We start from the raw sequence: 21,898 nt of genomic DNA, 5'->3' as shown, positions 1-21,898 counted from the left end.
CGGTGCGGACCCCTCAGCCCATCTTGGCGAGGACGTCCGACTCCTTGATGATGAGAATGTTCTCGTCGTCGATCGTGACTTCGGTGCCGCTGTACTTCCCGTACAGCACCCGGTCGCCGACCTTGACCTCGAGCGGGATCCTCTCGCCCTTCTCGTACCTGCCGGGCCCTGCCGCGACGATCTCGCCCTGCTGCGGCTTCTCTTTGGCGGTGTCGGGGATGTAGAGCCCCCCGCGCATCGTTTCCGTCTCCTCGAGCGGCCGGATGGCTACACGGTCTGCCAGCGGATGGACCTTCACCTTGGACCTTGTGGCGGTTGCCATAACCTGTAGAACCTCCTGTTGCGAATAGCATGACTTGGTGCTTGTTAGCACTCACGGCATGCGAGTGCTAATCGAAGCGCGGAAGGTACGAGTGAATGGCGGCCCTGTCAAGTCCGCAGCTCCGCCAGCGTAAATCGTTTATCGGCAAAAGTTTAGCACCACCGAAGGGCTACCCGGCAAAGGCGAGCAGCTGGCCGCCAGCGAGGTACGCCAGCGAGAACGCGAGCAGGTGCGCCGGGGGCGCCGGCCGTGCGAGCCGCCATGATGGGCCACTCGGCGGGGCGCAGGTGCAGTAGGTACGAGAACTGTTCGCCGGGCAGGAGACGGTAGCCGGCCCGCCGCCAGGCGTTGCGCGTGCGCGCGTCAGCGGTCACGCCTTTCCCTTCCCCTCCATGAGCTCCGCGGCGATCCGGAGCCCCTGCAGCGTGAGGTCGGGGTGCACCTCCTCGATCTCGGAGGAGAACTTGGCGACCAGCGCCGCGAAGCCGCCGGTCGCGATGACCCGCGGAACGTCGCGCGTCGGCCACTCGGCCTTGAGGCGCCGCACCATGCCGTCCACCGCGTCCGCCGCGCCGAAGATGATTCCCGCGCGGATACAGTCTTCGGTGCGCCGGCCCAGCGCCTTGGTGGGCGGGGTGAGCTCGGTGGCCGAGAGCTTGGCGGCGCGGCGCACCAGGTTCTCCCCCGCGGTCTTGATCCCGGGCGCGATGATCCCGCCCAGGAACCGGCCGTCCTTGGTGATGCAATCGAGCGTCGTCGCAGTGCCGAAGTCCACGACTATGGTGTCGGCGCGGAAGAGCCGGCTCGCGGCGATCGTGTTCACCATGCGGTCCGCCCCCACCGTCTGCGGCTCCTCGACGTCCAGCCGGATGGGCAGCGGTGAGTCGGGTCCCACTATCACCGGCGTCGTGCCGGTCGCGTCGAGCAATCCGTCGGCGATCGCGTCGGTCGTGTTCGGAACCACGGAAGCGACGATGCTTCCATCGACCTCCGTGATGTCGAGCCCGGCCTGGCCGAAGAGGGCGCGAAACAGCGCCGCCCACTCGTCCGGCGTGCGGTCCGGATGGGTCATGATGCGCCAGCTGCGCTCGAGCTCCGCGGCGGCGAAGAGCCCGATGGTGATCTCGGTGTTTCCGACGTCGAGGGCCAGTAGCATGGGAGGCAAAGGCTAGGACGCGATGACCCGGCGGTCAAGCTCGCCGTTCGCCGCACGAACCAGAAGGGCGCCGTCCGAGTCGAGCCCGACCGCCTGGGGCTCGCCCGCCCCGCCGCTCCAGGATACCGCCACGAACCGCTCCCGCTCGGCCTGGTCCAGCTCCGGCGGCAATGCGCCGAGCCCGGCTACCCGAGGGACCAGCGCCGTGGCGAGTCCCAGCCGCGTCACGCCCGGCGCGACGTCGGCCAGCGCGATGGCGCGGTCACGCACCGCCGCCGCGACTGACCCCTTCACGTTGATCCCGATGCCGACCGCTACCCACCCGAGCTGATCCCCGGACCAGCGGGCCTCGCACAGGACGCCGCCCGCCTTGAGCCCCGCAACGATCAGGTCGTTCGGCCACTTGAGGCGGGGCGCCAACTCCGGGGCGGCTTCGGCAACGGCTTCCACCAGTGCCAGCCCCGCGCGGATCGCCAGCGCGCCGCCCCGCGGTGGCCGAGCGGGCCTGAGCAGCACCGCCATCCAGACGCCCGCTCCAGCGGGCGAGTGCCAGGTGCGTCCCTGGCGGCCGCGCCCCGCGGTCTGCTCGTCGGCGAGCACGACGGATCCCGAAGGCGCGTTGGTCGCGCCCAGCTCGTGCGCGAGATCGAGCGTGGAGGGGAGAGTGGACCGGGCCACCACGAGCGGCGCCGCCAGGAGCCGCGCGAGCGAGCGCTCGTCCAGCCCGTCGTAGGTCACCAGCGGCGCGGCCCGTTCATCGCAGCAGGATGGACAGCAGGACGGCCACCCCCACCCCAATGCGATACCAGCCGAAACCCTCGAAGGTGTGGGACTGCACGTAGCGCAGCAGCCATTTCACCGCCCCGAACGCTGTCACGGCGGACACGATGATGCCCAGCGCCAGCATGCCCCAGTCCAGCGCCTCGCCGTCCGGATAGCGAAGGTGCGAGACGATCTTCAGCGCGCCCGCCGCCAGCAAGGTGGGCACTCCAAGCAGGAACGTGAATTCGATGGCGGCCGGCCGGCTCAACCCCATCGCCAGCGCGATCAGGATCGTCGCGCCGGAGCGGGAGGTGCCGGGGAATACGGCGGCGACCAACTGAGCCAAGCCGATCGCGGCGGCCATGGACCAAGTGATCGCGTCGCTGGCCATCCGGCCGCGCAGCCGGCGTTCAACCAGCAGGAATAGCGCTCCCCCCACCAGCAACGCCACTCCAACCGGGGTCGCCGTCTCCGGTAGCTCGAAGTGGAGCGCCTTGAGCGCCAGCCCGCCCAGGCCGGTAATGAAGAACGCCGCGGCCAGCTTGAGGAGATAATCCCGCGGTGCCGGCTCCCGCCACTCGAAGAACAGTTGCTTCAGCCGCTCCTTGAAGATCAGCAGCACCGCCGCTACCGCCCCACCCTGAATGATGACGAGAAAGGCATCGGACTGACGGTAGGTGAGCCATTGCTCCGCTATCAGCAAGTGACCCGTCGAGGAGATCGGCAGAAACTCCGTGATCCCCTCGATGATCCCCAGGATGATGACTTCCAACCACTGAGTCATGGGGCGGCGAGGGCGCGAAGGTGGCGGAGCAACCCGTCAAAGCGATTCACAGGCGGTCCCAGAACAAGGCGATGAGGCCGAGTGCCATGGCGACCTTGAGCGCGGCGCGCGCGCCCTCCAGGCGCCGGCTCAGCAGGCGCACGATCAGGACGCATACTCCGGCGTCGAGCGCGAGCGCGGCGAAACCGTAGCGCCGGCCGTACCAGCCGGCGACCCACGGCGCGAGCGAGACCGGTACGAACACCACGAGGCTAGCGGCAGCCGCCACGAAGCCGGCGCGTTCCCCCAGGACGATGGGCAAGGTGCGCCGGCCGCCGGCCCGGTCGCCGGGCACGTCCTCGAGGTCCTTGACGATCTCGCGCGACAAGTGGAGCAGCGCGGCAAGCGCGAACGGCACCAGGCCCGTACGCCACGAACCCACGGCGGCCGAGCCGTAGATCAGCGGCAGGCTCGCCACCGCGGCGACGGCCAGGTTGCCCAACAGGCCACGCTGCTTGAGCAGCGGCGAGTACACGAGCATGACGGCGAGCGCCGCGAGCCCGATCCCGAACACGGGCTCCCCCACCCACCACGCCGCGAACAGGCCGAGGCCGCCGCCTACGCCGCCGATGACGAGCGCCGCCACATGGGACACGGCGCCGCCCGGCAGTGGCCGGTCCGGGCGGTTGACGCGGTCAACCTCGAGGTCGAAAAGGTCGTTCGCGGTGTTGCCTGCCGCGCCCAGTCCTACGGCCGAAACCATGGCCCAGAGCAACGCGGCGGGCACGGCGGGCCGCCCCAGCGCCAGCGTGCCCCCGATCGCGACGCCGGCCGCGGCCAGCAGGAGGTTCTTCAGTCGGACGAGCTCTGAGGCGCTAGCGATCCACGACGGCGGCATAGATCTCTTCGTACCGGGGCACCACGCGCTCCGTGGCGAAGTCGGCCGCGCGGACCCGCGCGGCCGCCGACGCCGCGCGCCATCGCGCATCGTCGGCCAGCAGATCAATGGCGCCCGCGGCCAGCCCGTCGATGTCGCCCACATCGCCCAGGAAGCCGTCGACCCCGTGCCGCACGACTTCCGGAAGGCCGCCGACCCGATGACCCACTACGGGCACGCCGGTGGCAAGCGCCTCCAGGGCCGACAGCCCGAACGACTCGCTCTGGCTGGGCAGGAGGTAGAGGTCAGCCCAGCGCAGCACGTCGGCCACGTCCTCGACCTTGCCCAGGAACCGAGTGCGCGGCGCGAGTCCGAGCCTTTCCACCTCGCGTTCGGCCGCGTCGCGGTCGGGCCCGTCGCCCACCATGATGAGGCGAGAAGGCAGCCGCGCATTCACCCGGTCGAAGATCCGCACCACGTCGAGCACGCGTTTCACGGGGCGCATGTTCGAAATGTGCATCAGCACCTTCTCGCCCGGAGGGAAGATGGTGCACCGCTCCTTCGGGGGCGCGAACTGGTCCAGCCTCACGAAGTTCGGGATGACTTCGATCCCGCAGCCGGTGCAGCCGAACGCCCGGTAAGTCTCATCGCGAAGGTATGCGGAGACCGCCGTGACCGCGTCCGACTGCTCGATGGAGAACTTGGTGATCGTGTAGTACGATGGGTCCTGCCCGACCAGCGTGATGTCGGTGCCGTGCAGCGTCGTCACGATCGGTAGCGGCCGCTCGTCGGCGAGGAGCTGCTTGGCGAGCCATCCGGAAATGGCGTGCGGGATGGCGTAGTGCGCGTGGATCACGTCGAGGCGGGCCTTCACGGCCACCTCGTGCAGCATGACGGCGAGTGCGAGCGAGTACGGCGGGTGCTCGAAGAGCGGGTAGGACCCGATCTTCACCTCATGGAAGGTGACCCGCTCGCTGAACCGCAGCCGGAACGGCAGCGCATAGGAGATGAAGTGCACCTCGTGCCCGCGCTCGGCGAGCGCGAGGCCCAGCTCGGTCGCGACGGCGCCGGAGCCGCCGTAGGTGGGATAGCAAACGATGCCGATGCGCAAGGGAAAGAGCCGTTGGCTGTAGGCCGTTAGCTGGTTAGGATGCGTGATCCGGTTCCAAGGTCCGGAGTGCCGCACGATACCTGGAGAGGACCTCGCGCGCCAGCGTTTCCGGCTCCAGCGAGGCATCGAACCGCACCACCTGACCCGCGAGCTGGTGGCGGAACCAGGTCTCCTGTCGCTTGGCGTAGCGTCGCGTCGCCTGGGCGATGGCAGCGGCCAGCCCGCTTTCGTCGAGCCGACCCTCGAGGTGCCGGATCGCCTCGCGGTATCCGACGCCGGTGAGCCCCGGCGCTCCCTTCGGCACTCCGGCCTGCAGCAGCGCCCGCACTTCTTCCACCAGGCCGGCGGCGAGCATGGATTCGGTGCGGGCGGCGATGCGCCCCGCCAGGACGGCGCGCGGCAGGGTGAGGAGCGCGTACCAGGGGGCCAGCGCGGGCTTCGCTGCGGGGCCGGCCCGCTGGAGCGCCGTGAGAGGCTGTCCGGTGAGCAACGCCACTTCGGTGGCGCGCGCGGCGCGCGGCGCTCCCCCTCCCTGAAACCCGGAGTCCAGCCGCTTGGCCCAGCGGGCGACCTCTTCAGCGGGAAGGCGGGCAAGGGCCAGCCGCAGGCGCTCGCGACGCGCCGGATCGATCGCCGGCTCCTCGAACAGACCCTCGAACAGAGCGCGCAGGTAGAACCCGGTCCCGCCGACGATCAGCGGGAGGCGGCCGCGTGCGGCGATCCCGGCGATCCACCCGGTAGCATCCCGCGCGAAGCGCCCGGCGGAGTAACGCTCTCCGGACTCCACCAAGTCGAGACCGTGATAGGGCGCCGCCGCCCGCTCGCCGGCCGCCGGTTTCGCGGTGCCGATGTCGAGACGCCGATAGACCTGGCGCGAGTCGGCGGAGACGATCTCGGTTTCGACGAGGCGCGCCAGCGCGGTCGCGACCCGCGTCTTGCCGACGGCCGTGGGGCCCGCAATAACCGGGACGAGAAGAGCGTTCAAGTGAAAAAGACGTTGAAGGTTGAAGAGGGAAAGGCGTTCAGCGCCTGCCGAACCGGCGCTCCAGCTCGGCCAACGGCAGCTGGACGATCGTCGGACGGCCGTGGACATCGTGGGCGGGAAGCTCGCTGGAGAAGAGACGGCGCACCAGCTCGTCCATCTCCTCGCGCGTGAGGGGCTGGCCCGCCTTGATCGCGGCCCGGCAGGCGAAGGTCGCCGCGAAGCGCTCGAGACGGTTGGCTAGCCCGCCGAAGCGGTTGCCGGCCAGGTCAGCCACGACCTCCCGGAGGCAACGCTCGGCGTCGAAGCGCGGGTGCGGGGCCGGGGCGGCCTGCACGGCGACTGCGCGACCGCCGAACGGCTCCAGCTCGAAACCGAGTCGCTCGAGCAGCTCCCGGTGGGCATCGATCGCGTCGAGCTCGGCGGGCTGGAACTCGATGGTGAGTGGGAAGAGGAGCTTCTGCGACGCAGCCGCGCCGGACTCGAGCGCGCCCATCGTCCGTTCGTAAAGGATCCGCTCGTGAGCCGAATGCTGGTCCACGATCAGCAGCCCCTGCGCGCTCTCGACCAGAACGTAGGCCTGATGGATCTGAGCTACGATGCGCAGTCCGACCGCCGCGCGCGCGGGCGGCGCGCCCGACTCGCGCGGCAGGACCTCCTCGTCCGCGACGCCGGTCGTCGGCTCAGCCGGAGTCGTCGCTTCCCCCGCCCCGCTGGCGAAGAGGTCGGCCGAGGCGGCCCGATGCAGCGACGCATCCGGCGCCCCGTATGATGGAAGCGGGACTGCGCGGTGTTCCCAGGGCAGCGCCGCGCTTCCGAACGGAGCCGCCGCCACGAGCTCGCCCAGAGCGCGATGCAGCGCTTCCTCGACCGCGGCCTCCACGGCGAACCGGTCGCGGAACCGAACCTCGAGCTTCGCCGGATGCACGTTGACGTCCAGGTCCGCGGCAGGGACGGAGAGCGCGAGCACTAGACTCGGGCGGCTGCCGGCGGGGACCGTCGCGCGATAACCGCGCTCCGCGGCGCGCACGAGGAAGTGGTCGCGGATCGGCCGCCCGTTGACCAGGAGATACACGCTGCGGCCGCCCGGAGCCGCGTCCGCCGGACGCTGGGCGAGCCCGCTCACCCGGATCTCGTTCTGCTCCCATTCGACCGGCACAAGCGTGGCGGCAAGCCGGTGCCCCAGGAGCTGTGCGACCCGCGCCCCGAGCGAGGTCGCCGGCAGCGCCTCGACGACGCGACGGGCGTCGGCGAGGAGGGTCAGGCCCAGCGCGGGCATGGTGAGCGCGAGGGTGGTCACTACGTCCGCACAGGCGCGGGCCTCGCTCCGCGCGGAGCGGAGGAACTTGCGGCGGGCCGGCGTATTGTAGAACAGCGAGCGCACGGTGACGGTCGTCCCGCGCTGGCGCGTCACGTCCTCGACCGCGGAGACGAGGCCGCCGGCGGAGGCGATGCGCGTCCCCACGGGCTCGTCGTCGGTGGCCGTTTCCATCTCGAAGCGCGAAACGGCCGCGATGCTGGGCAGCGCCTCGCCGCGGAAGCCGAAGGTCGCGACGCCGACCAGGTCGTCGGCGGTGCGGACCTTGCTGGTGGCATGCCGGTCGAGGGCGAGCAGCGCGTCCTCCCTCGCCATCCCTTCGCCGTCGTCGGCCAGGCGGATGAGACTCTTGCCGCCGGACTCGATCTCGACGGCAATCGCGCGCGCACCCGCGTCGAGGGCGTTCTCGAGCAGCTCCTTGACGACCGAGGCGGGACGCTCGACCACCTCACCCGCGGCGATGCGGTTGGAGACGTTGTCGGGGAGGATCGCGATCCGGCGCCGGGCCATCACTCGCTCCACGCAGCGGTCACTTCAGCGCCTCTTCCGCCGCCGCCTTGAGTTCGGGAGTGCGATCGCCCCGGTGCGATTCGACGGCGGCGCGCGCTTCCGGCGATCCGATCTGCCCGAGGGCTCTGATGGCAGCCGCGCGCACTGCCACCGGGTGCCGCTGGAAGACGCCGCTAACGCCGCTGGCGAGGTCCGAGAGCAACGACACGGCGCGGGTCTCCTTGAGGTGGCCGAGCGCTTCGAGCAGTGGGACGACCACCTCGGCCTCGGTCTCGTCCTTGAGGCGCGCCATGACTATCCCCGACGCCGAGCGGTCGCCGGTCCAGGCGATGCCCCGTGCGGCCTCCGCCCTGACCGCGGGACTGGCGTCGCGAAGCGCGTGGACGAGGTGGCGATTCGCTTCGGGCCCGCCGATCCGCGCCAGCGAGGCGATAGCGGCGGCGCGGACTCCGGCGTCCAGGTGCTCGGTGAGAGTGCCTAGTACCGGCACCGAGGTAGGACTCTCGATCACTCCGAGAAAGACCGCGTACGCGCGGGCCGCTTCCGCCCGCGGCTCCGCCGCGATACGGGCGCTTATCGGCGCGATGGCCGCCTCGCCCGCCAGCCGCACGACCGCAAGGAGCACGTCGCGCTGTTCCTGGGTGACCACGCTCAGGAACGAATCGGCGACCAGGGGGACGACCCGAGCGCCGAGGGCGCCGAGGACCTGGACGAGCGCGTCCCGGTCGTCGGCCGGGAGCTTCGAGTCCTCGAGGCGCGAGATCAGAGACCCGGTGGTCGCGTCGGTGACGCACGCCTCCATAGCCCGCCGGGCGGCCTCGACGACTTCCGGGGGGCCGTCGGCGGCGGCGGCGCGGGCGAGAGCACGCGCTGCCTTCGCGAAGCCAACGACGTCACGGCTGGCGGCGAGGTCCTGGGCGACTTCGCCGAGGCGCGCGAGCATGCGCGGCGCTTCAGCCGGCGCGGCCAGCTCGACCAACGTGATGAGACGCGGCGCTTCGATCTCGGGTGGCAACGCGTCGGGGCGGAACACTCCGGTGGAGCGCCGGCCCAGGGACGGGCCTTCCGCCATGGCCGCCGCACTCGAACCGGTCCCTGCGGCGGACGGCCGCTGGCTCGAGCTCGACTTGCGCACCGCCTGCTCCAGCCGGATGTGCGGGAGGGTCTGGAGCTGGGTGTGAACACCCATGGACTGCATGGACTTCGCGCCGGCGCCGCCGACCATCTGGATCAGCGCGGCGAACTCGTCGGCGGTGACGCCGGGCTCGATCTCCAGGGCGCAGTGACCCTGCGCGTACAGCAGCCCGGCCAGCTCCTGGACGGGCGGGTTGCGCGGCGCGACGGGGGTGGCGCCGAGGAGGAAGCCGGTCGGGGAGATGCGAAGCTCTACGACTCCGACGTTGGTGAGCGAGGGGAGCGAGGCGGACAACTCGGACAGCGCCTGCTGCACCGACGGATGGGACGACGGGTAGAACCGGCAGAGCCGAAACGCCTTGCCCACTTCCGCGAGCACGGATTCAATCGGCTTGACGTCCATGGCTCAGCGCTTGGTGCGCTCTCCCCGGTCCTCGTACCGGAACACCCAGGTCGCCATGCGCCACGGAACTATCGGATCACCCGGCTCCATCGAGTTCCAGTCCTCGTCGCTCCCGGAGCCGCGCCGGCCGGTGGCGCGGTCGGAGGCCTGGGCGACGATCCGCCGCGCGCGCTCGATCCACAGCGTGCAGTTGGCCGGCCGCAGGTCTACCCACCCGCGCGCGGCCGCCGCGAGCGGATCGCCGTCCGAAGGCGGCACCACCACGCGCGGGCCACGTCGGACGTGGGCGCCGTCCGGGCTGACGATCGGGATGCCGACCGAGATGATCTCGGCGCGAAGGAGGCCGTCCCGCTGGAGCAGCTCCTCCTCGTCGCGGCCGACCCGCGCGGCATCCGCCGCGGCGAGCTGGGACACGCTGGCGAACAGGCGCGAGAGCAGATAGCCCTCGAACAGCAGCTTGGTGAGACGCGGCGGGCCCAGCATCTCGAAGGCGATCGACCGCACCCCGCTCTGCGACTCCAGCTGTTGCAGCCGCCGCATCGCGGCCCCCCGCAGGATCCCCGCGCGGTAGGTCGGCCCTGCCGTGGCCCCGTCCAGCGCCGCGATCACGTCGCGCCCAGTGGGCCGGCCCTGTAGCTCCATCAACACGTGGTCTGCGATCTCCTCCGGCGTGATGAACTCCATCTGGCCGAGGGCGGTGATGGTAGCGAACTCCTCGTTGGCGAAGAGCCCGTTCTCGCCCATGTTGACGTACACCGATTCCAGCGGGCGGCCAAGGTCCACCCACACCGGCTCGCCGTCGAAGGCACGCCCGAGCGGGATCGGCGCTGGACAGTCCACCAGCCCGATCTCCAGGCCGGCGCGGCGCACCGGTCCGAACGCGATCTCGCGCCACCCGATCGCGGCGGTCGGCTTGATCTCTATGGTGGCGGGAGCGTCGGGAGTCCGCCCGAGAAGATACAGCAGCAGGGTGTGCGCCCCCGCGACCGCCGACTTGGTGAGCAGCGTGCGGGACGGCCGCTCCTCCGAGTGGGTGTAGGGGATGTTGAAGCCCATCCCGCCGGTGCCGCTGGTGCCGATCTTCACGTAGGCCCGCGTGCCCGAACGGCGCAGCCCCTCGACCAGGACCTGCATGTGCCGGGTGAGCTGCGGGATGGGCTGGGTGAGGATGTGGCGCTCGACGGCGGCCTGGTCGGCGCCGCCCTTGTCGCACGCCGCGATCAGATCGCGCGACGAACGGTAGACGTCCTGATAGGCGAACGCCGTCGCGGTGTTGACACAATCCACCACGGCGTCGGGCCGGTACTTCTCGAGCAGCTGCACCAGAAAGCTGCGCGTCAGCAACTCTTCCGTGAGGTCGCCGTAGACGTCGTCCACCATCAGGCGGCGCCGCGCCGGATCGTCGAGCAAAGTGGCGCGGTCGAGCCGGGCGAGCGTAGCGGGCAGGTAGACGTTCCCGTACTCCGTCACGATCACGGCGTCTCCGGCGCGGGGACGGAGACTCTCAGCCGTCTCCTCGGTCTCCCGCTCGTTTAGCGCCACCAGGACGATCGTCTTCGGGCGGCAATCGAGGAGCCGGCGCGCCACCGCGCGGCCGACCAGCCCGCTCCCACCGAGGATCATGATGGACGACCCCTGCAGTTCCATGCGGCTCGCTTTCCCTATGAAGCGTTCGCGGGAGGCCTCAGGCCAACCGTACCGTACAGCGCCTCAATCTCGCCCGGCGCGAGCGGCCGGGATCCGCCCGGCTCGAGCGCACCCAACGTGATCGGGCCGTATCCCACGCGGACCAATCGCCGCACGCCGAGCCCCAGGGCGGCGGCCATGCGACGCACGATGCGCGAGCGTCCCTCACCCAGCTGCACCTCGAGCCGTCCGCCCTTGGCATCGGGCTGAAAGCGCCACGCGTGCGGCCGTACGGGAACGTCGTCCTCCACCGGAACGCCGTTGGCGAGCGCCTCCCGCTCCGATACGCGTGGCCTGCCCGACACCCAGACCCGGTAGGTGCGTGGCACCTGCCAGCGGGGGTGCATCAACCGTCCGGCCAGCTCGCCGTCGGTGGTGAATAGTAGGAGCCCCTCGGACAGCACGTCCAGCCGACCCACCGCCACCAGGGACGGAGACGCGCCGGGGAGCAGATCGAAAACGCTCGGGAAGCGCACCGACGGCCGGCGTGAGGTCACCGATCCCGGCGGCTTGTTCAGGGCGATCCACGCCTGGTCCGGCAGGCGCAGCGGCTTACCGTCCAGCGTGACACGGTCGGCCTCCGGATCCACCGGGTCGCCCGGCCCGCGCGGCGGAGTGCCGTTGATGGCGACGCGGCCGGTGCGCACCAGGTCCGCGGCACCCCGCCGCGATGTCACGCCCGCCCGCGCCAGGAACCGCGCGAGGCGGATCGGGGTCACGGTTCCGGCTGCGGTGGCCGCAGCGCCACGGCCAGCTCGTCGGTACGCGGCAGGTCGGCCAGGTCGCCGAGGCCGAGGTGCTCTAGGAAGAGCGGCGTGGTGGCGTACCGCAGCGGCCTGCCCAGCCCTTCGGAGCGGCCCGCGACTTCGATCAGGCCGCGTTCCTGGAGCAGCCTGAGCACGCCGCCCGAAGACACTCCCCGGATCTCCTCGACCTCCGCGCGACCGACCGGCTGCCGGTAGGAGATGATCGCCAGGACCTCGAGCGCCGCGCCCGACAGCTTGACGGGCCGGGACGCGAAGGCCGCGCGCTCGATCGCCTCGGCGAAGACCGGCCGCGTAAGGATCTGCCAACCGTCGGCGATGGCGGCCACCTCGACGCCGTGCCCGCCGGCGTCGTAGTGGTCGCGCAGCTCCTCGACGGCGCGACGCCAATCGGCCTCGGTCGCCTCGGGATCGAGCCCGTGCAGCTCGTCCAGCGCGAGGGGTCTTGGCGCCGCGAAGAGCGCCGCTTCAAGCAGCCTGGTACGCTGGTCCACGATCGATCGAGAAAGAGGTGAAGGGACGGGATTGGGAAAGGGTCAGGGTGCCGCTACGCGCCAACTCGAGCAACGCGACCAGCGACGCCAGGATGTCCGCTATACTGGGCGCCGTTCCGAACAGGTCGCGCCACCCGAACGACGGCCGGGCATCGAGCATGTCGAGCACGCGGCGCGTGGCGCCTTCAACGTCGAGCGGATGCGGCAGGACCCGGTGGATCACGGCGTCCGGGAACATTGCCAGGACGCGCTCGACCGCCTCGACCAGCTCCTCGATGCTGAAAGCGAGCGGCGGCGGCGGCGCGTCCGGCGCAGCGGGCACCCAGCCGCGGCCGTAGCGCTCGGCGCGACGCCGCGCGGCCCGCTCCAGCCAATCCACCACCTCGCGGATCTGCTGGTACTCCAGGAGGCGGCGCACCAGTTCGTGGCGCGGGTCCTCCCACGGCTCCTCGTCGCCGCGGCGCGGCAGCAGCATCTGCACCTTGATGCGCACCAGCCGCGCGGCCATCTCGAGGTACTCCGCCGCCTCGTTCAGCCCGAGGTCGTGGATCACCCGGAGGAACTGGTCGGCGATCCGCGCGATCGGGATGTCCCAGAGGTCGATCTCCTCGCGCCGGATGAGGTGCAGCAGGAGGTCCAGGGGCCCCGAGAACCGATCCAGCGTGACGACGAACCCGCCGCCGTCGGACGGCCCGCCCGCCCCGGGGATCGAGGCGGTCACGGTCACGGGACGATCGGGAGGCTGTAGGCGCCGATGGCGGACTGCACGGTCGTCGTCACCATACCCACCGGCCAGAGCAACACGTTCCAGAACCCGGGCACGAAGAACGTCGCCATCAGGAGCATGAACCCGAAGCCGCCGAGCTGCCGGTAGCGCGCGCCCCACGCCGGCGGCAGGGCGTGGTACAGCAGGCGCGAGCCGTCGAGCGGTGGGATAGGAATGAGGTTGAAGAACGCGAGCAGGATGTTGAACCACACGCCGAAGCTCACCATCGTCTGAAGCGTGCCCATCAACCCGCGGAGCGCGCCCACCTCCGCGCCCACGAATCCGATCAGCACGAAGACGCCCGCGCAGACCAAGGCGAGGATCAGGTTCATGATGACGCCGGCCGACGAGACGACTAGGTCGCCCCGGCGGTAGTTCCGGAAGTTCCTCGGGGTGACCGGCGCCGGCTTCGGCCCACCGAACGTGAACGCCCCATTGGTCATGACGTAGAGACCTATCGGGACGATGATGCTCATGAACGGGTCGAGGTGCGGCAGCGGGTTGAGCGTCAGCCGGCCGAGCATGTAGCCCGTGTCGTCCCCCTGCTTGAGCGCCGCCCAGACATGCGCGTACTCGTGCGCAACGAATGAGAATAGCAGGACGGGAAAAATAAGGATGAAATGCGACACGTCGGGCTCGCGGGTCTTTCGGCAAGCGTGAAGCGGAGCAACCTAGCGGCGCTTGGAAGGGTTGTCAAAAGGCCGGGCTCCGGCTAAGCTCAATGCGGTTCAAGAGTTGAATCGCTTTTCAACCCATCAGGAGACGCAGTGCCCCGAATCAAGTCTGCCAAGAAGGCGATGCGCCAGGCCCGGAAGCGGACCAAGCACAACCGCGCCGAGCGTTCGACCATCAAGACCGCGGTGAAGAAGGCCCGGGCCGAGTTGACGCCCGTGGCGGTCGCGGAAGCGATCAAAACGCTCGATCGCGGAGCCCGCAAGGGACAGATCCATCGGAACGCGGCGGCGCGCAGGAAGTCGCGCCTCATGAAGAAGCTGGCGAAGCAGAGCTAGAAGGCCGAGAGCTCCGCCCCGCACTTCGCGCAGTACCATTCTGTCGGCAGGTTCGGCGCACCACACTCGCCGCATACCAGCGCCTTCCCTTCGGCCTGCGCCGCACGCGCGTCCTCCGAGCGCCGGACCGTCCCTGCGACTTGCTTCGACCCCCGCTCCTCGACCGACGCCTCGGGTTCCTCAAACGCCTGGTCCCGCACGACCTGCATCTCCGCGGGAGGCGCTACGATCGCGGCCGCCGGCTCGGGGGCCGCTTTCGGTGAGGCCTGCGGCTCCGGCTCGGCAACTCTGCCGACCGGCCTGGACGGGCGCTGGGGCGGCGCCATCACGCCCGTCATCGACCGGATGAACGCCATCTCCTCCAGCGCGTCGATCTGCGAGGCTGGGTGCTCCGGCGCCTCTTCACTCTCCGAGCCCTGAGCCGCAACTGCCGGCTCGGCGACCGGCGCGGCGGGGGCGGGAGCTGGTTCGGGAGCCGCTGCGGCCGCGGCCGACGTGGCGACCGGCGCCGCGGGGACGCCTTCGGCCGCGATCAGCTCGATGATCTCCTCGTAACGTTCGATGTCCCGGAGCGAGGCAGCCAGATCCTTCGAGGTTTCGTCGATAGTGCCCTTGAGCCGCGCGTTGATCTCCTTGAAGACGGCATCGTCCAGCTCGCCCACCTGCTTGCGCAGCCGCACCTCCGCCAGCTCGTCCTTGGCCGCCTGTTGCTGCCGCTCCATCGACTCGTGGCGGCCCTGTGCCTCGGCGAGTGCCTGGCGGATGGAGTCGTCGTGCTGCGCCAGCTCGGTCATCACCTCAGCGAGGCGGGCGCGGTAGTCGTTGCGCACCTTCTCGACGACGTGTCCCGGCATCGTCTCGCCGGCGCCGCCAGAGAGCTTGGTGAGCCAATCCTGGAACAGCCGACGCTGCTCCAGGAGGCGCTCCACCCCCGACGTTGTGGTGCGGCTCTTTCGGCTCATGGTCACATCTCCGTTTCACTCAGCCCGCGCAGCCGCAGCAGCCGCGCCACGTCATCCGGCCGAAGCCGCTCGACGCGACCCAGCAACCGGGCAGCGAGAAGGATCCGGGCGGAATGCTCGAGGCTCTCCATGCGGTGATGCGCCTCGTCCAGCGTCCGTCCCATCGTCACCGCGCCGTGATTGGCGAGGAGCAGCGCGTCGTGCCCCCGCGCGTACGGCCCGACGGTCTCACCCAGGTCCGGCGTGCCCGGCATCGCGTAGGGCACCAGCGGCACCGGCCCCACCTGGACGACCAGTTCCGGGATCACGCCCTCGTCGAGCGTCAGTCCGGCGATCGAGAACCCGGTCGCCGTCGGCGGGTGCGCGTGTACCACGGCGCCCACCTCCGGCCGCACCCCAAGAATAACCAGATGCATGCCGAGTTCGGAGCTTGCCCGGTTCGATCCGCGGAGGTGGTTGCCGGCGAGGTCCACTTCGACCAGGTCATCCGGCGCGAGCTCGCCCTTCGCGTACCCGCTGGGCGTCACGAGGATTCGGTCACCCGCGAGCCGGACGGCGATGTTCCCGTCGGTCCCGGCGATCAACCCGCGCTCCATCAGCCGCCGGCCGACCCGGCAGATGCCGCGCGCTGCCTCGAGCCGGTTCACGCCGCGGCGCGCCCTACCCGCCCCGCGGGCGGGGGCCGGAGCGGTGCGCCACCACCCCGCCCACCAGCGTCCATCGGATCACGCCCTTGAGCCGGCGTCCCGCGAACGGCGTGTTGCGGCTCTTGGAGAAGAACGCGGCCGGGTCCACCGTCCACTCCGCCGCCGGGTCGAACACGATCACGTCAGCCGGCGCCCCGGGAGCGAGCGTGCCGGCCGGCAGGTGCGCCACCTCGGCGGGCCGCGTGGCGAGCCGGTGGACCAGGGCGGGAAGCGGGAGGACGCCCCGCTCGACCAGCTCGACCATCGCCACGCCGAGCGCCGTCTCGAGACCCACCACGCCGAAGGGCGCGAAGTCGAACTCCGCCTCCTTGGCGTCGTAGTGGTGCGGCGCGTGGTCGGTGGCGATGCAGTCGATGGTACCGTCGGCCAGGGCCGCGCGCAGCGCCTCGACGTCGTGCCCCTCGCGCAGCGGAGGGTTCATCTTGGCGTTGGTGTTGTAGCCCTCGCAGCACGCGTCGGTGAGCGCGAAGTGGTGCGGCGTCACTTCGGCGGTCACCTGGACGCCGCGCGCCTTCGCGTCGCGGATCATCCGGACCGCGCCCGCGGTGGAGATGTGCGCGAGGTGCACATGGCCGCCGGTCAGCTCGGCGAGCGCGATATCGCGCGCTACGATCACGTCCTCCGCGGCGCGCGGGATCCCCTTCAAGCCGAGGCGCGTGGAGGTGAGCCCCTCGTGCATCGCGCCGCCCGCGGAGAGCGTGTGGTCCTCGCAGTGGTCGATGACCGGGATGCCGAAGGTCATCGCGTACTCGAGCGCGGTGCGCATGAGGTGCGCCGTCGCGACCGGCTTCCCGTCGTCGGAGACGGCGATGGCCCCTGCGGCCACCAGCTCGCCCATCTCGGTGAGCTGCTCGCCCCGCTGTCCCAGCGAGACCGCGCCGATGGGATAGACCCGGGCGGTCCCAGCCTGGCGCGCCTGGCTCACGATGAAGCCGACGGCGGCCTGGTTGTCGGTGACGGGGTCGGTGTTGGGCATCGCGCAGACCGACGTGAAGCCGCCGGCCACGGCGGCACGCGCGCCCGTCGCGATGGTCTCGACGTCCTCACGTCCCGGCTCGCGCAGATGCACGTGCAGGTCCACGAACCCCGGCGCGACCACCAGGCCGTTCGCGTCGATCACTTCGGCGCCATCAGGAATGCCCAGGGACGAGCCCACCGCGAGGATCCTCCCCTCGGCGATCGCCAGGTCGGCGACGGCATCGCGGCCCACCGAAGGATCGATCACCCTGGCGCCGCGGATCAGGACCGGCTTCATCGCTCCCCTCCGCCCTTGGCCGCTTCGGCCAGCTCGGGGCGCCCGCCCGCCAGCAGATAGAGCACCGCCATGCGCACCGCCACGCCGTTGGTGACCTGGTTCAGTATGACCGAGTGCGGCCCGTCAGCCACCCGCGAGTCGATCTCGACCCCGCGGTTCATCGGCCCCGGGTGCAGGATGAGGAGGTCGCGCGGCGCTTTCTCCAGCCGCTCGAGCGTGACGCCGAAGACGCGGTAGTACTCGCGAAGCGACGGGACGTAGCCGGCCTGCATCCGCTCCAGCTGGAGCCGCAGCACGTTGAGCACGTCCGCCCACTCGATCGCTTCCTCAATCCGCCGGAACACCCTGACGCCCAGCTGCTCCACGCCGAGCGGCAACAGGCTCCGCGGTCCGCACACCGCCACCTCGGCGCCCAGCTTGGTGAGGCCCCAGATGTTGGACCGCGCCACCCGCGAGTGCAGTGCGTCTCCCACGATGCAGACCTTCGCGCCCTCGATGGGGCGATGGTCGCGGATGGTGAGAAGGTCGAGCAGGGCCTGGGTCGGGTGCTCGTGCATCCCGTCACCGGCATTGACCACATTCGACTCGATGCGGTCCGCGAGGAACTTCGCGGCGCCGGACGAGCCGTGCCGGATCACCACCATGTCGATCCGCATCGCCTCGAGGTTGCGCGCCGTGTCCACCAGCGTCTCGCCCTTCTGCACCGAGGACGCCGCGGTCGCGACGTTCACCGTATCGGCGGAGAGGCGCTTCTCCGCGAACTCGAAACTGATCCGGGTGCGGGTCGAGGCCTCGAAGAAGAGGTTCACGATGGTCTTGCCCCGGAGGACCGGGACCTTCTTGATGGCGCGCTCGGAGATCTCTTTGAACGGTTCGGCGGTGTCGAGGATGAGGCGGATATCGTCGGCGGAGAGGGGTTCGAGGCCCAGGAGGTCCTTCCCCAGGGCCGGGCTCACCCACCCACCTTCGCGCCGCGGACCACTTCCACCGCATCGCGTCCGTCCAGCTCCTTCACGAACACCTCCACCCGGTCGCGCGGTCCGGTCGGCACCCGCTCGCCGACCACGTCCGCCTGGATCGGCAATTCGCGCCCGCCCCGGTCCACCAGCACCGCGAGCCCGATGCGCGCCGGACGCCCGAAGTCCGCCAGCTCATCCAGCGCCGCCCGCACCGTGCGCCCCGTGAAGAGGACGTCGTCCACGATCCACGCGTGTCGGCCGCCCAAGTCCACCGGCAGGTGCGTGGGGCCCACCAGGGGACGCGGCCCGACGGCTTCGAGGTCGTCGCGATAGAGTGTGATGTCCATGGCGCCCCTCGGCACCTCGATCCCGGACTGGGTGCGCGCCTCGGTCGCCAGCCGCGCGGCCAGCTCCACGCCTCGGCGCTGTACGCCGATGAGCACCAGCGATATGGGATCGGGGGTCTGCCGCAGAATGTCCTGCGCCATCCGGTGGAGCGTGCGCGCGAGGGCGCGGTCGTCCAGGATGAGCTGGCGCTCTTCATGCGGCATATCGAGGCCGAAAGGTAAGGCAAGCGAGCGCCGCAATCAACGCGGGGGTGAACGGATGGGGTGGGATTCGAACCCACGAGGCCCTTTTGGGGCCCACACGCTCTCCAGGCGTGCGCCTTAAACCGCTCGGCCACCCATCCAGAAAGAGGGCACAGAGGGCACGGGCGCACGGGAGCACAGTCGGAGTTGGCGCCCCGGACAACCGTGCCCCCGTGCGCCTGTGCGCTGTACGGCTGTGCGCCTGTGCCTGCTGACACGGACAGGGTGAGATTCGAACTCACGAGACCCTTACGGGCCCACCGGTTTTCGAGACCGGCGCCTTCAACCACTCGGCCACCTGTCCAGCGGCGCCGAAAGCTAGTGGGTTGACGGGGCCTGTTTCAACCAGCGAGTGCAACCCCGTCCTCGCTCAGCGGCGCTCGGCGAAGAAGGCCTTGAGGAGCTCCGCGCAGTCCTGCTCCAGTACGCCGCCCACGACCTCGCAGCGGTGGTTCAGCCTCGGATGCCGCAGCAGGTCGTGCAGCGACCCGGCCATCCCCGCTTTCGGGTCCCACGCGCCGAAGACCACGCCAGGCACCCGCGCCAGCACGATGGCGCCGGCGCACATCGAGCACGGCTCGAGCGTCACGAACAGCGTCGCGCCCGCGAATGCGTCGGGGCCCCGGCATCCGGCCGCGACCGCCGCGTCGAGGCACCCGACCTCGGCGTGCTGCCGCGGGTCGCCGGTCGCGCGCATGCGGTTGCGGCCGCGCGAAAGGATCTCCGCACCGCGCATGAGGACCGCGCCAACCGGCGCTTCGCCGTCGGCGGCCGCGGCCTGAGCCTCCTCCAGCGCCAGCCGGATGCCGTGGAACTCCTGCGAGTTCCGCCTAGGCACGCGCCGTCCCGGCCGCCGCCTTGAGCAGCTCGCCGAGCGCGTCGGCGACTTCCCGCGTCGCGGCGTGCTCCACATCGGAGAAGCCGGCGGGAACGTCGGAGTCCACGTCAATCTGGCCCAGGATCGTGTCGCCGCGCTCGATCAGGACGACGAGCTCGGACCTGGTGTCGAGGTTGCAGGCGAGATAGTTGCCCGCCGCGGACACGTCCGGCACGTTCTGGTCCTTCCGCTCCGCCGCGGCGGTGCCGCACACGCCGCGCCCCACGGGAATGCGGACGTGGTCCGTGCCCCGACCGTCGTGCGCTTCGAGCACCAGTTCGTCGCCGTGGAGCATATAGAGGTAAACGGAAGTGTAGGGCGGTCCCGCCTCGCGGATCGCTCGGGCCGCGAGCCAGAGCAGCTCTCGCCGTCGGGCGCCACGCGCCCGCGCATCGCGGAGCCTCCCCACCACGCGCCCCGCATCGAGGACGGAGGTGGCGCCCGTCCTGGGGCCCGTCGTCACCCCTTCACGGGCCGCGCCACGTCGTCGTAAAGACGAGCGCGTTGCGCTGTGGGTAGCTGAAGTCGAGCCCGTCGGCTTTGACCCACATGGTCTTGGCGGCGAAGATCTCCTCCTTCTTCGTGAGGAGCCCCGCGGGCAGCAGCACGATCGCCGGGTAGTCCGCCCCAGTCAGCGGGTTCTTGATGCTTTCGAAGGCGACCTCGGTGGCCCCCACGACGCGGAAGTGGCTCCTCTTGCCGGCGACCTTGAACTCGATGCCCGCCGTCCGCACCTGGTAGCCGTCGGTTACCGTGGACATGAAGATCCCCCACGGGCCGCCGGCCTTGCCCGTGGCCACCCGCTCGAGGGCGTCGCGCTTCGCCCCCCTGGCCCGGTGGTCGAGGAACACGACCCCTCTGCCGTGCAGCTCGTGCAAGGGGCCCGGCCACTTGGCCACGAAGGCCCACTTGAGGCCGTCGAGCGTCACCCCGTCCACCTTCCCCTTCACGATGCGCGTGGCCGTCGAGGCCTCGCAGGTGCCGAACGTGGGCCTGGCGTCGAAGGAGCAGGGGCAGGCGTAGTTGCAGTTGCATGCCATCAGGTGCTCCACCTTGAGGCTCCACTTAGCGGGCTTCGCCATGCATCCCTCCCATCATCGCATCCAGCGCCGGCAGCACATCGAGCGCCACCAGGGCGCCGGCCAGAATAAACCCCATTCCGATGAGCGGGGCCAGCCGCTGACCACTCGGCGCCGTTTTCTCCAGCAATATCACCAGCGCGATCAGCCCCATCCAGGCCGGCCGCATCATGCCGAGCGCGATGAACGCGACCATGAGCCCCCAGCAGCAGCCCACGCAGTAGAGGCCGTGATGGGCGCCGAGGCGCAGGGCGCCGAGCGGGCCGTCCTTCCAGTGCTCCATGAAGAAGTGCATGGGGCTCCGGCAGTGGCCGAGGCACCAGGCCTTGAGGCGGGTGAGCTGGTACGCGCCGGCAACGATGAGCGCCGAACCGACGACGCCGCTCTGCCAGCTTGGGGGCACCGGGCCCGCGAGGTCGCCCGCGACCGCGACAGTCGCACCGATCAGCGCCCACGCCGCGAAGTAGCCGGCAACGAACACCGGGCTCGGCGCGGTCCGGTAGCCGAAGGGCGCGCGCGAGCGCGAGGCCGCTTGGAAGAGGAGCACGCTGGGCACGAGCGAGGGGAGCATCATCGCGGCCATCATCACGGTCCACGCCGCGACGAAGGCCGGGATGCTCATCGCCATGGTACGGTGGGAGAGCGTCCAGAGCCACGCCAGGGCGGCGGCCGCGAGCATGGCAAGCGCGAGCCGGTACTGGTGGCGGGAATCGAGGGATGGGGCCTGGGCGGGCTGGCTCATCGGCTGCTGCGCTCGGAAACGTTGACCATGTTCTACGTCCCTTGCCGTATTGGGCGCGATCCGGCGATCACGGCGTTGGCGCCTCGCCGTGATAAGGCAAAACGGCTACGATAGATTTGCCTCCAAGATACTCAAGATGCCTCCATCAACGGTTACGTCGAATTTGCGGGCAAACAAGCCTGGACTTGCCATCAAGAAATCGGCGTCGTTGGATGTGAAGTCTCTGGGACGTAACTTGATTATTCCTAGCGGCACCCAGTCAATGGTCCGTTTATCGTCGTTCACGATAGTTCCCTGGTAACTGGTATTCATTATTACCGTCTGAAAGAATCCTTCATCCGATATGAAGGTGTGCCGATAGAATCTCTTGAACCTTTCGACCTCAGGGCTGTAGCAGACAAATTCACAGAACTTCCGGCTCAAGATCATCCACTGAGTTCCGATAGAAGGCGTCCCCACTCGAAGATACGGTCGCCTGATAGGAATGCGTAGGATCCTGTTGCCGAACTCGGTAACATGGTTCTGTATTCGAGATAGTGTGTCAGGACGGAAGGTGCGCTGGTTAGCCACGCGGATGAAATCGTTTCCTCTATTGCGGCGAAGAAAGTCTTGGATGTGCGTCTGCGACTTGAGGGGGAAATCCTGTCCGCTAAGGTTTATGAAGAATTC

25 protein-coding genes and 2 tRNA genes are annotated in these 21,898 nt (G+C 70.0%); 1 reads left to right on the top strand and 26 read right to left on the bottom strand.

All coding sequences use genetic code 11. The annotated features are described in order from the left end of the window. Nucleotides 1-13 precede the first annotated feature (13 nt). The 14 genes from Q8Q85_10100 to Q8Q85_10035 all read right to left on the bottom strand — a co-directional run bounded on the left by Q8Q85_10100 (nt 14) and on the right by Q8Q85_10035 (nt 13,677). Complete coding sequence (locus Q8Q85_10100; GenBank protein ID MDP3774604.1) at nt 14-298, bottom strand: co-chaperone GroES; 285 nt, start codon at nt 296-298, stop codon at nt 14-16. A gap of 394 nt (nt 299-692) precedes the next feature. Further along, a complete protein-coding gene (locus tag Q8Q85_10095; protein MDP3774603.1) occupies nt 693-1,478 on the bottom strand; it encodes a type III pantothenate kinase in 786 nt (261 codons plus the stop codon). Nucleotides 1,479-1,490: 12 nt separating this feature from the next. Then, nucleotides 1,491-2,216: a biotin--[acetyl-CoA-carboxylase] ligase gene (locus tag Q8Q85_10090; GenBank protein ID MDP3774602.1), complete on the bottom strand. Its 726-nt coding sequence runs from the start codon at nt 2,214-2,216 to the stop codon at nt 1,491-1,493. Between the two features lie 16 nt (nt 2,217-2,232). After that, nucleotides 2,233-3,024, bottom strand: a complete 792-nt coding sequence (locus Q8Q85_10085; protein ID MDP3774601.1) for an undecaprenyl-diphosphate phosphatase — start codon at nt 3,022-3,024, stop codon at nt 2,233-2,235. Nucleotides 3,025-3,070: 46 nt separating this feature from the next. Beyond that, nucleotides 3,071-3,901 carry a geranylgeranylglycerol-phosphate geranylgeranyltransferase gene (locus Q8Q85_10080; protein MDP3774600.1) on the bottom strand — a complete coding sequence of 277 codons (831 nt, stop codon included), beginning with the start codon at nt 3,899-3,901 and terminating at the stop codon, nt 3,071-3,073. Then, nucleotides 3,879-4,991, bottom strand: coding sequence for an N-acetyl-alpha-D-glucosaminyl L-malate synthase BshA (gene bshA, locus Q8Q85_10075; GenBank protein ID MDP3774599.1), 1,113 nt, complete (start codon nt 4,989-4,991; stop codon nt 3,879-3,881). Before bshA ends, Q8Q85_10080 begins: the two co-directional genes overlap by 23 nt. Before the next feature lie 34 nt (nt 4,992-5,025). Next, nucleotides 5,026-5,976: a tRNA (adenosine(37)-N6)-dimethylallyltransferase MiaA gene (gene miaA / locus Q8Q85_10070; protein MDP3774598.1), complete on the bottom strand. Its 951-nt coding sequence runs from the start codon at nt 5,974-5,976 to the stop codon at nt 5,026-5,028. A gap of 37 nt (nt 5,977-6,013) precedes the next feature. Next, nucleotides 6,014-7,801: a DNA mismatch repair endonuclease MutL gene (mutL, locus tag Q8Q85_10065; GenBank protein MDP3774597.1), complete on the bottom strand. Its 1,788-nt coding sequence runs from the start codon at nt 7,799-7,801 to the stop codon at nt 6,014-6,016. 19 nt (nt 7,802-7,820) lie between these two features. After that, complete coding sequence (locus Q8Q85_10060) at nt 7,821-9,338, bottom strand: HEAT repeat domain-containing protein (GenBank protein ID MDP3774596.1); 1,518 nt, start codon at nt 9,336-9,338, stop codon at nt 7,821-7,823. Between the two features lie 3 nt (nt 9,339-9,341). Beyond that, nucleotides 9,342-10,985 carry a hypothetical protein gene (locus tag Q8Q85_10055; protein ID MDP3774595.1) on the bottom strand — a complete coding sequence of 548 codons (1,644 nt, stop codon included), beginning with the start codon at nt 10,983-10,985 and terminating at the stop codon, nt 9,342-9,344. A 14-nt stretch (nt 10,986-10,999) separates the two neighbouring features. After that, the gene (locus tag Q8Q85_10050) at nt 11,000-11,743 is read right to left on the bottom strand and encodes a pseudouridine synthase (protein MDP3774594.1); all 744 of its coding nucleotides are present in this window, start codon (nt 11,741-11,743) and stop codon (nt 11,000-11,002) included. Then, entirely contained in the window at nt 11,740-12,282 is a 543-nt protein-coding gene (scpB, locus tag Q8Q85_10045) for an SMC-Scp complex subunit ScpB (protein ID MDP3774593.1), read from the bottom strand. The genes Q8Q85_10050 and scpB overlap by 4 nt, the downstream gene beginning before the upstream one ends. Continuing rightward, on the bottom strand, nt 12,257-13,009 hold the full coding sequence (locus Q8Q85_10040; protein MDP3774592.1) for a ScpA family protein: 753 nt from the start codon (nt 13,007-13,009) through the stop codon (nt 12,257-12,259). Before Q8Q85_10040 ends, scpB begins: the two co-directional genes overlap by 26 nt. Beyond that, nucleotides 13,006-13,677: a site-2 protease family protein gene (locus Q8Q85_10035; protein ID MDP3774591.1), complete on the bottom strand. Its 672-nt coding sequence runs from the start codon at nt 13,675-13,677 to the stop codon at nt 13,006-13,008. The genes Q8Q85_10040 and Q8Q85_10035 overlap by 4 nt, the downstream gene beginning before the upstream one ends. Nucleotides 13,678-13,815: 138 nt before the next feature. Here Q8Q85_10035 and rpsT point away from each other — a divergent pair, with 138 nt between their 5' ends. Further along, the gene (rpsT, locus tag Q8Q85_10030; protein MDP3774590.1) at nt 13,816-14,058 is read left to right on the top strand and encodes a 30S ribosomal protein S20; all 243 of its coding nucleotides are present in this window, start codon (nt 13,816-13,818) and stop codon (nt 14,056-14,058) included. Here the strand turns inward: rpsT and Q8Q85_10025 are convergent. The 12 genes from Q8Q85_10025 to Q8Q85_09970 all read right to left on the bottom strand — a co-directional run. After that, nucleotides 14,055-15,020 carry a hypothetical protein gene (locus tag Q8Q85_10025; GenBank protein MDP3774589.1) on the bottom strand — a complete coding sequence of 322 codons (966 nt, stop codon included), beginning with the start codon at nt 15,018-15,020 and terminating at the stop codon, nt 14,055-14,057. The two genes, rpsT and Q8Q85_10025, sit on opposite strands and share 4 nt — an antisense overlap. 2 nt (nt 15,021-15,022) lie before the next feature. After that, entirely contained in the window at nt 15,023-15,667 is a 645-nt protein-coding gene (locus tag Q8Q85_10020; GenBank protein MDP3774588.1) for a class II aldolase/adducin family protein, read from the bottom strand. A gap of 13 nt (nt 15,668-15,680) precedes the next feature. Further along, nucleotides 15,681-16,982 carry a dihydroorotase gene (locus Q8Q85_10015; protein ID MDP3774587.1) on the bottom strand — a complete coding sequence of 434 codons (1,302 nt, stop codon included), beginning with the start codon at nt 16,980-16,982 and terminating at the stop codon, nt 15,681-15,683. After that, complete coding sequence (locus tag Q8Q85_10010; protein ID MDP3774586.1) at nt 16,979-17,938, bottom strand: aspartate carbamoyltransferase catalytic subunit; 960 nt, start codon at nt 17,936-17,938, stop codon at nt 16,979-16,981. The genes Q8Q85_10015 and Q8Q85_10010 overlap by 4 nt, the downstream gene beginning before the upstream one ends. Beyond that, the gene (gene pyrR / locus Q8Q85_10005; GenBank protein MDP3774585.1) at nt 17,935-18,492 is read right to left on the bottom strand and encodes a bifunctional pyr operon transcriptional regulator/uracil phosphoribosyltransferase PyrR; all 558 of its coding nucleotides are present in this window, start codon (nt 18,490-18,492) and stop codon (nt 17,935-17,937) included. Before pyrR ends, Q8Q85_10010 begins: the two co-directional genes overlap by 4 nt. A gap of 52 nt (nt 18,493-18,544) precedes the next feature. Next, nucleotides 18,545-18,632, bottom strand: a tRNA-Ser gene (locus Q8Q85_10000). Between the two features lie 116 nt (nt 18,633-18,748). Next, nucleotides 18,749-18,835, bottom strand: a tRNA-Ser gene (locus tag Q8Q85_09995). 66 nt (nt 18,836-18,901) lie between these two features. After that, entirely contained in the window at nt 18,902-19,369 is a 468-nt protein-coding gene (locus Q8Q85_09990) for a nucleoside deaminase (protein ID MDP3774584.1), read from the bottom strand. Continuing rightward, entirely contained in the window at nt 19,362-19,871 is a 510-nt protein-coding gene (locus Q8Q85_09985) for a GAF domain-containing protein (protein ID MDP3774583.1), read from the bottom strand. Before Q8Q85_09985 ends, Q8Q85_09990 begins: the two co-directional genes overlap by 8 nt. 4 nt (nt 19,872-19,875) lie before the next feature. Further along, on the bottom strand, nt 19,876-20,490 hold the full coding sequence (locus tag Q8Q85_09980) for a DUF1326 domain-containing protein (GenBank protein ID MDP3774582.1): 615 nt from the start codon (nt 20,488-20,490) through the stop codon (nt 19,876-19,878). Then, nucleotides 20,474-21,229, bottom strand: coding sequence for a DUF2182 domain-containing protein (locus Q8Q85_09975; GenBank protein MDP3774581.1), 756 nt, complete (start codon nt 21,227-21,229; stop codon nt 20,474-20,476). Before Q8Q85_09975 ends, Q8Q85_09980 begins: the two co-directional genes overlap by 17 nt. Before the next feature lie 105 nt (nt 21,230-21,334). Next, nucleotides 21,335-21,898 (bottom strand): beta-1,6-N-acetylglucosaminyltransferase (locus Q8Q85_09970; GenBank protein ID MDP3774580.1); only part of this gene is annotated, 564 nt, incomplete at its 5' end.

It is taken from the genome of Gemmatimonadales bacterium (assembly GCA_030697825.1).
Taxonomy (GTDB): domain Bacteria; phylum Gemmatimonadota; class Gemmatimonadetes; order Gemmatimonadales; family JACORV01; genus JACORV01.
Note: the sequence above shows the minus strand (reverse complement) of the source record. Positions and strands in the feature narration are given on the sequence as shown.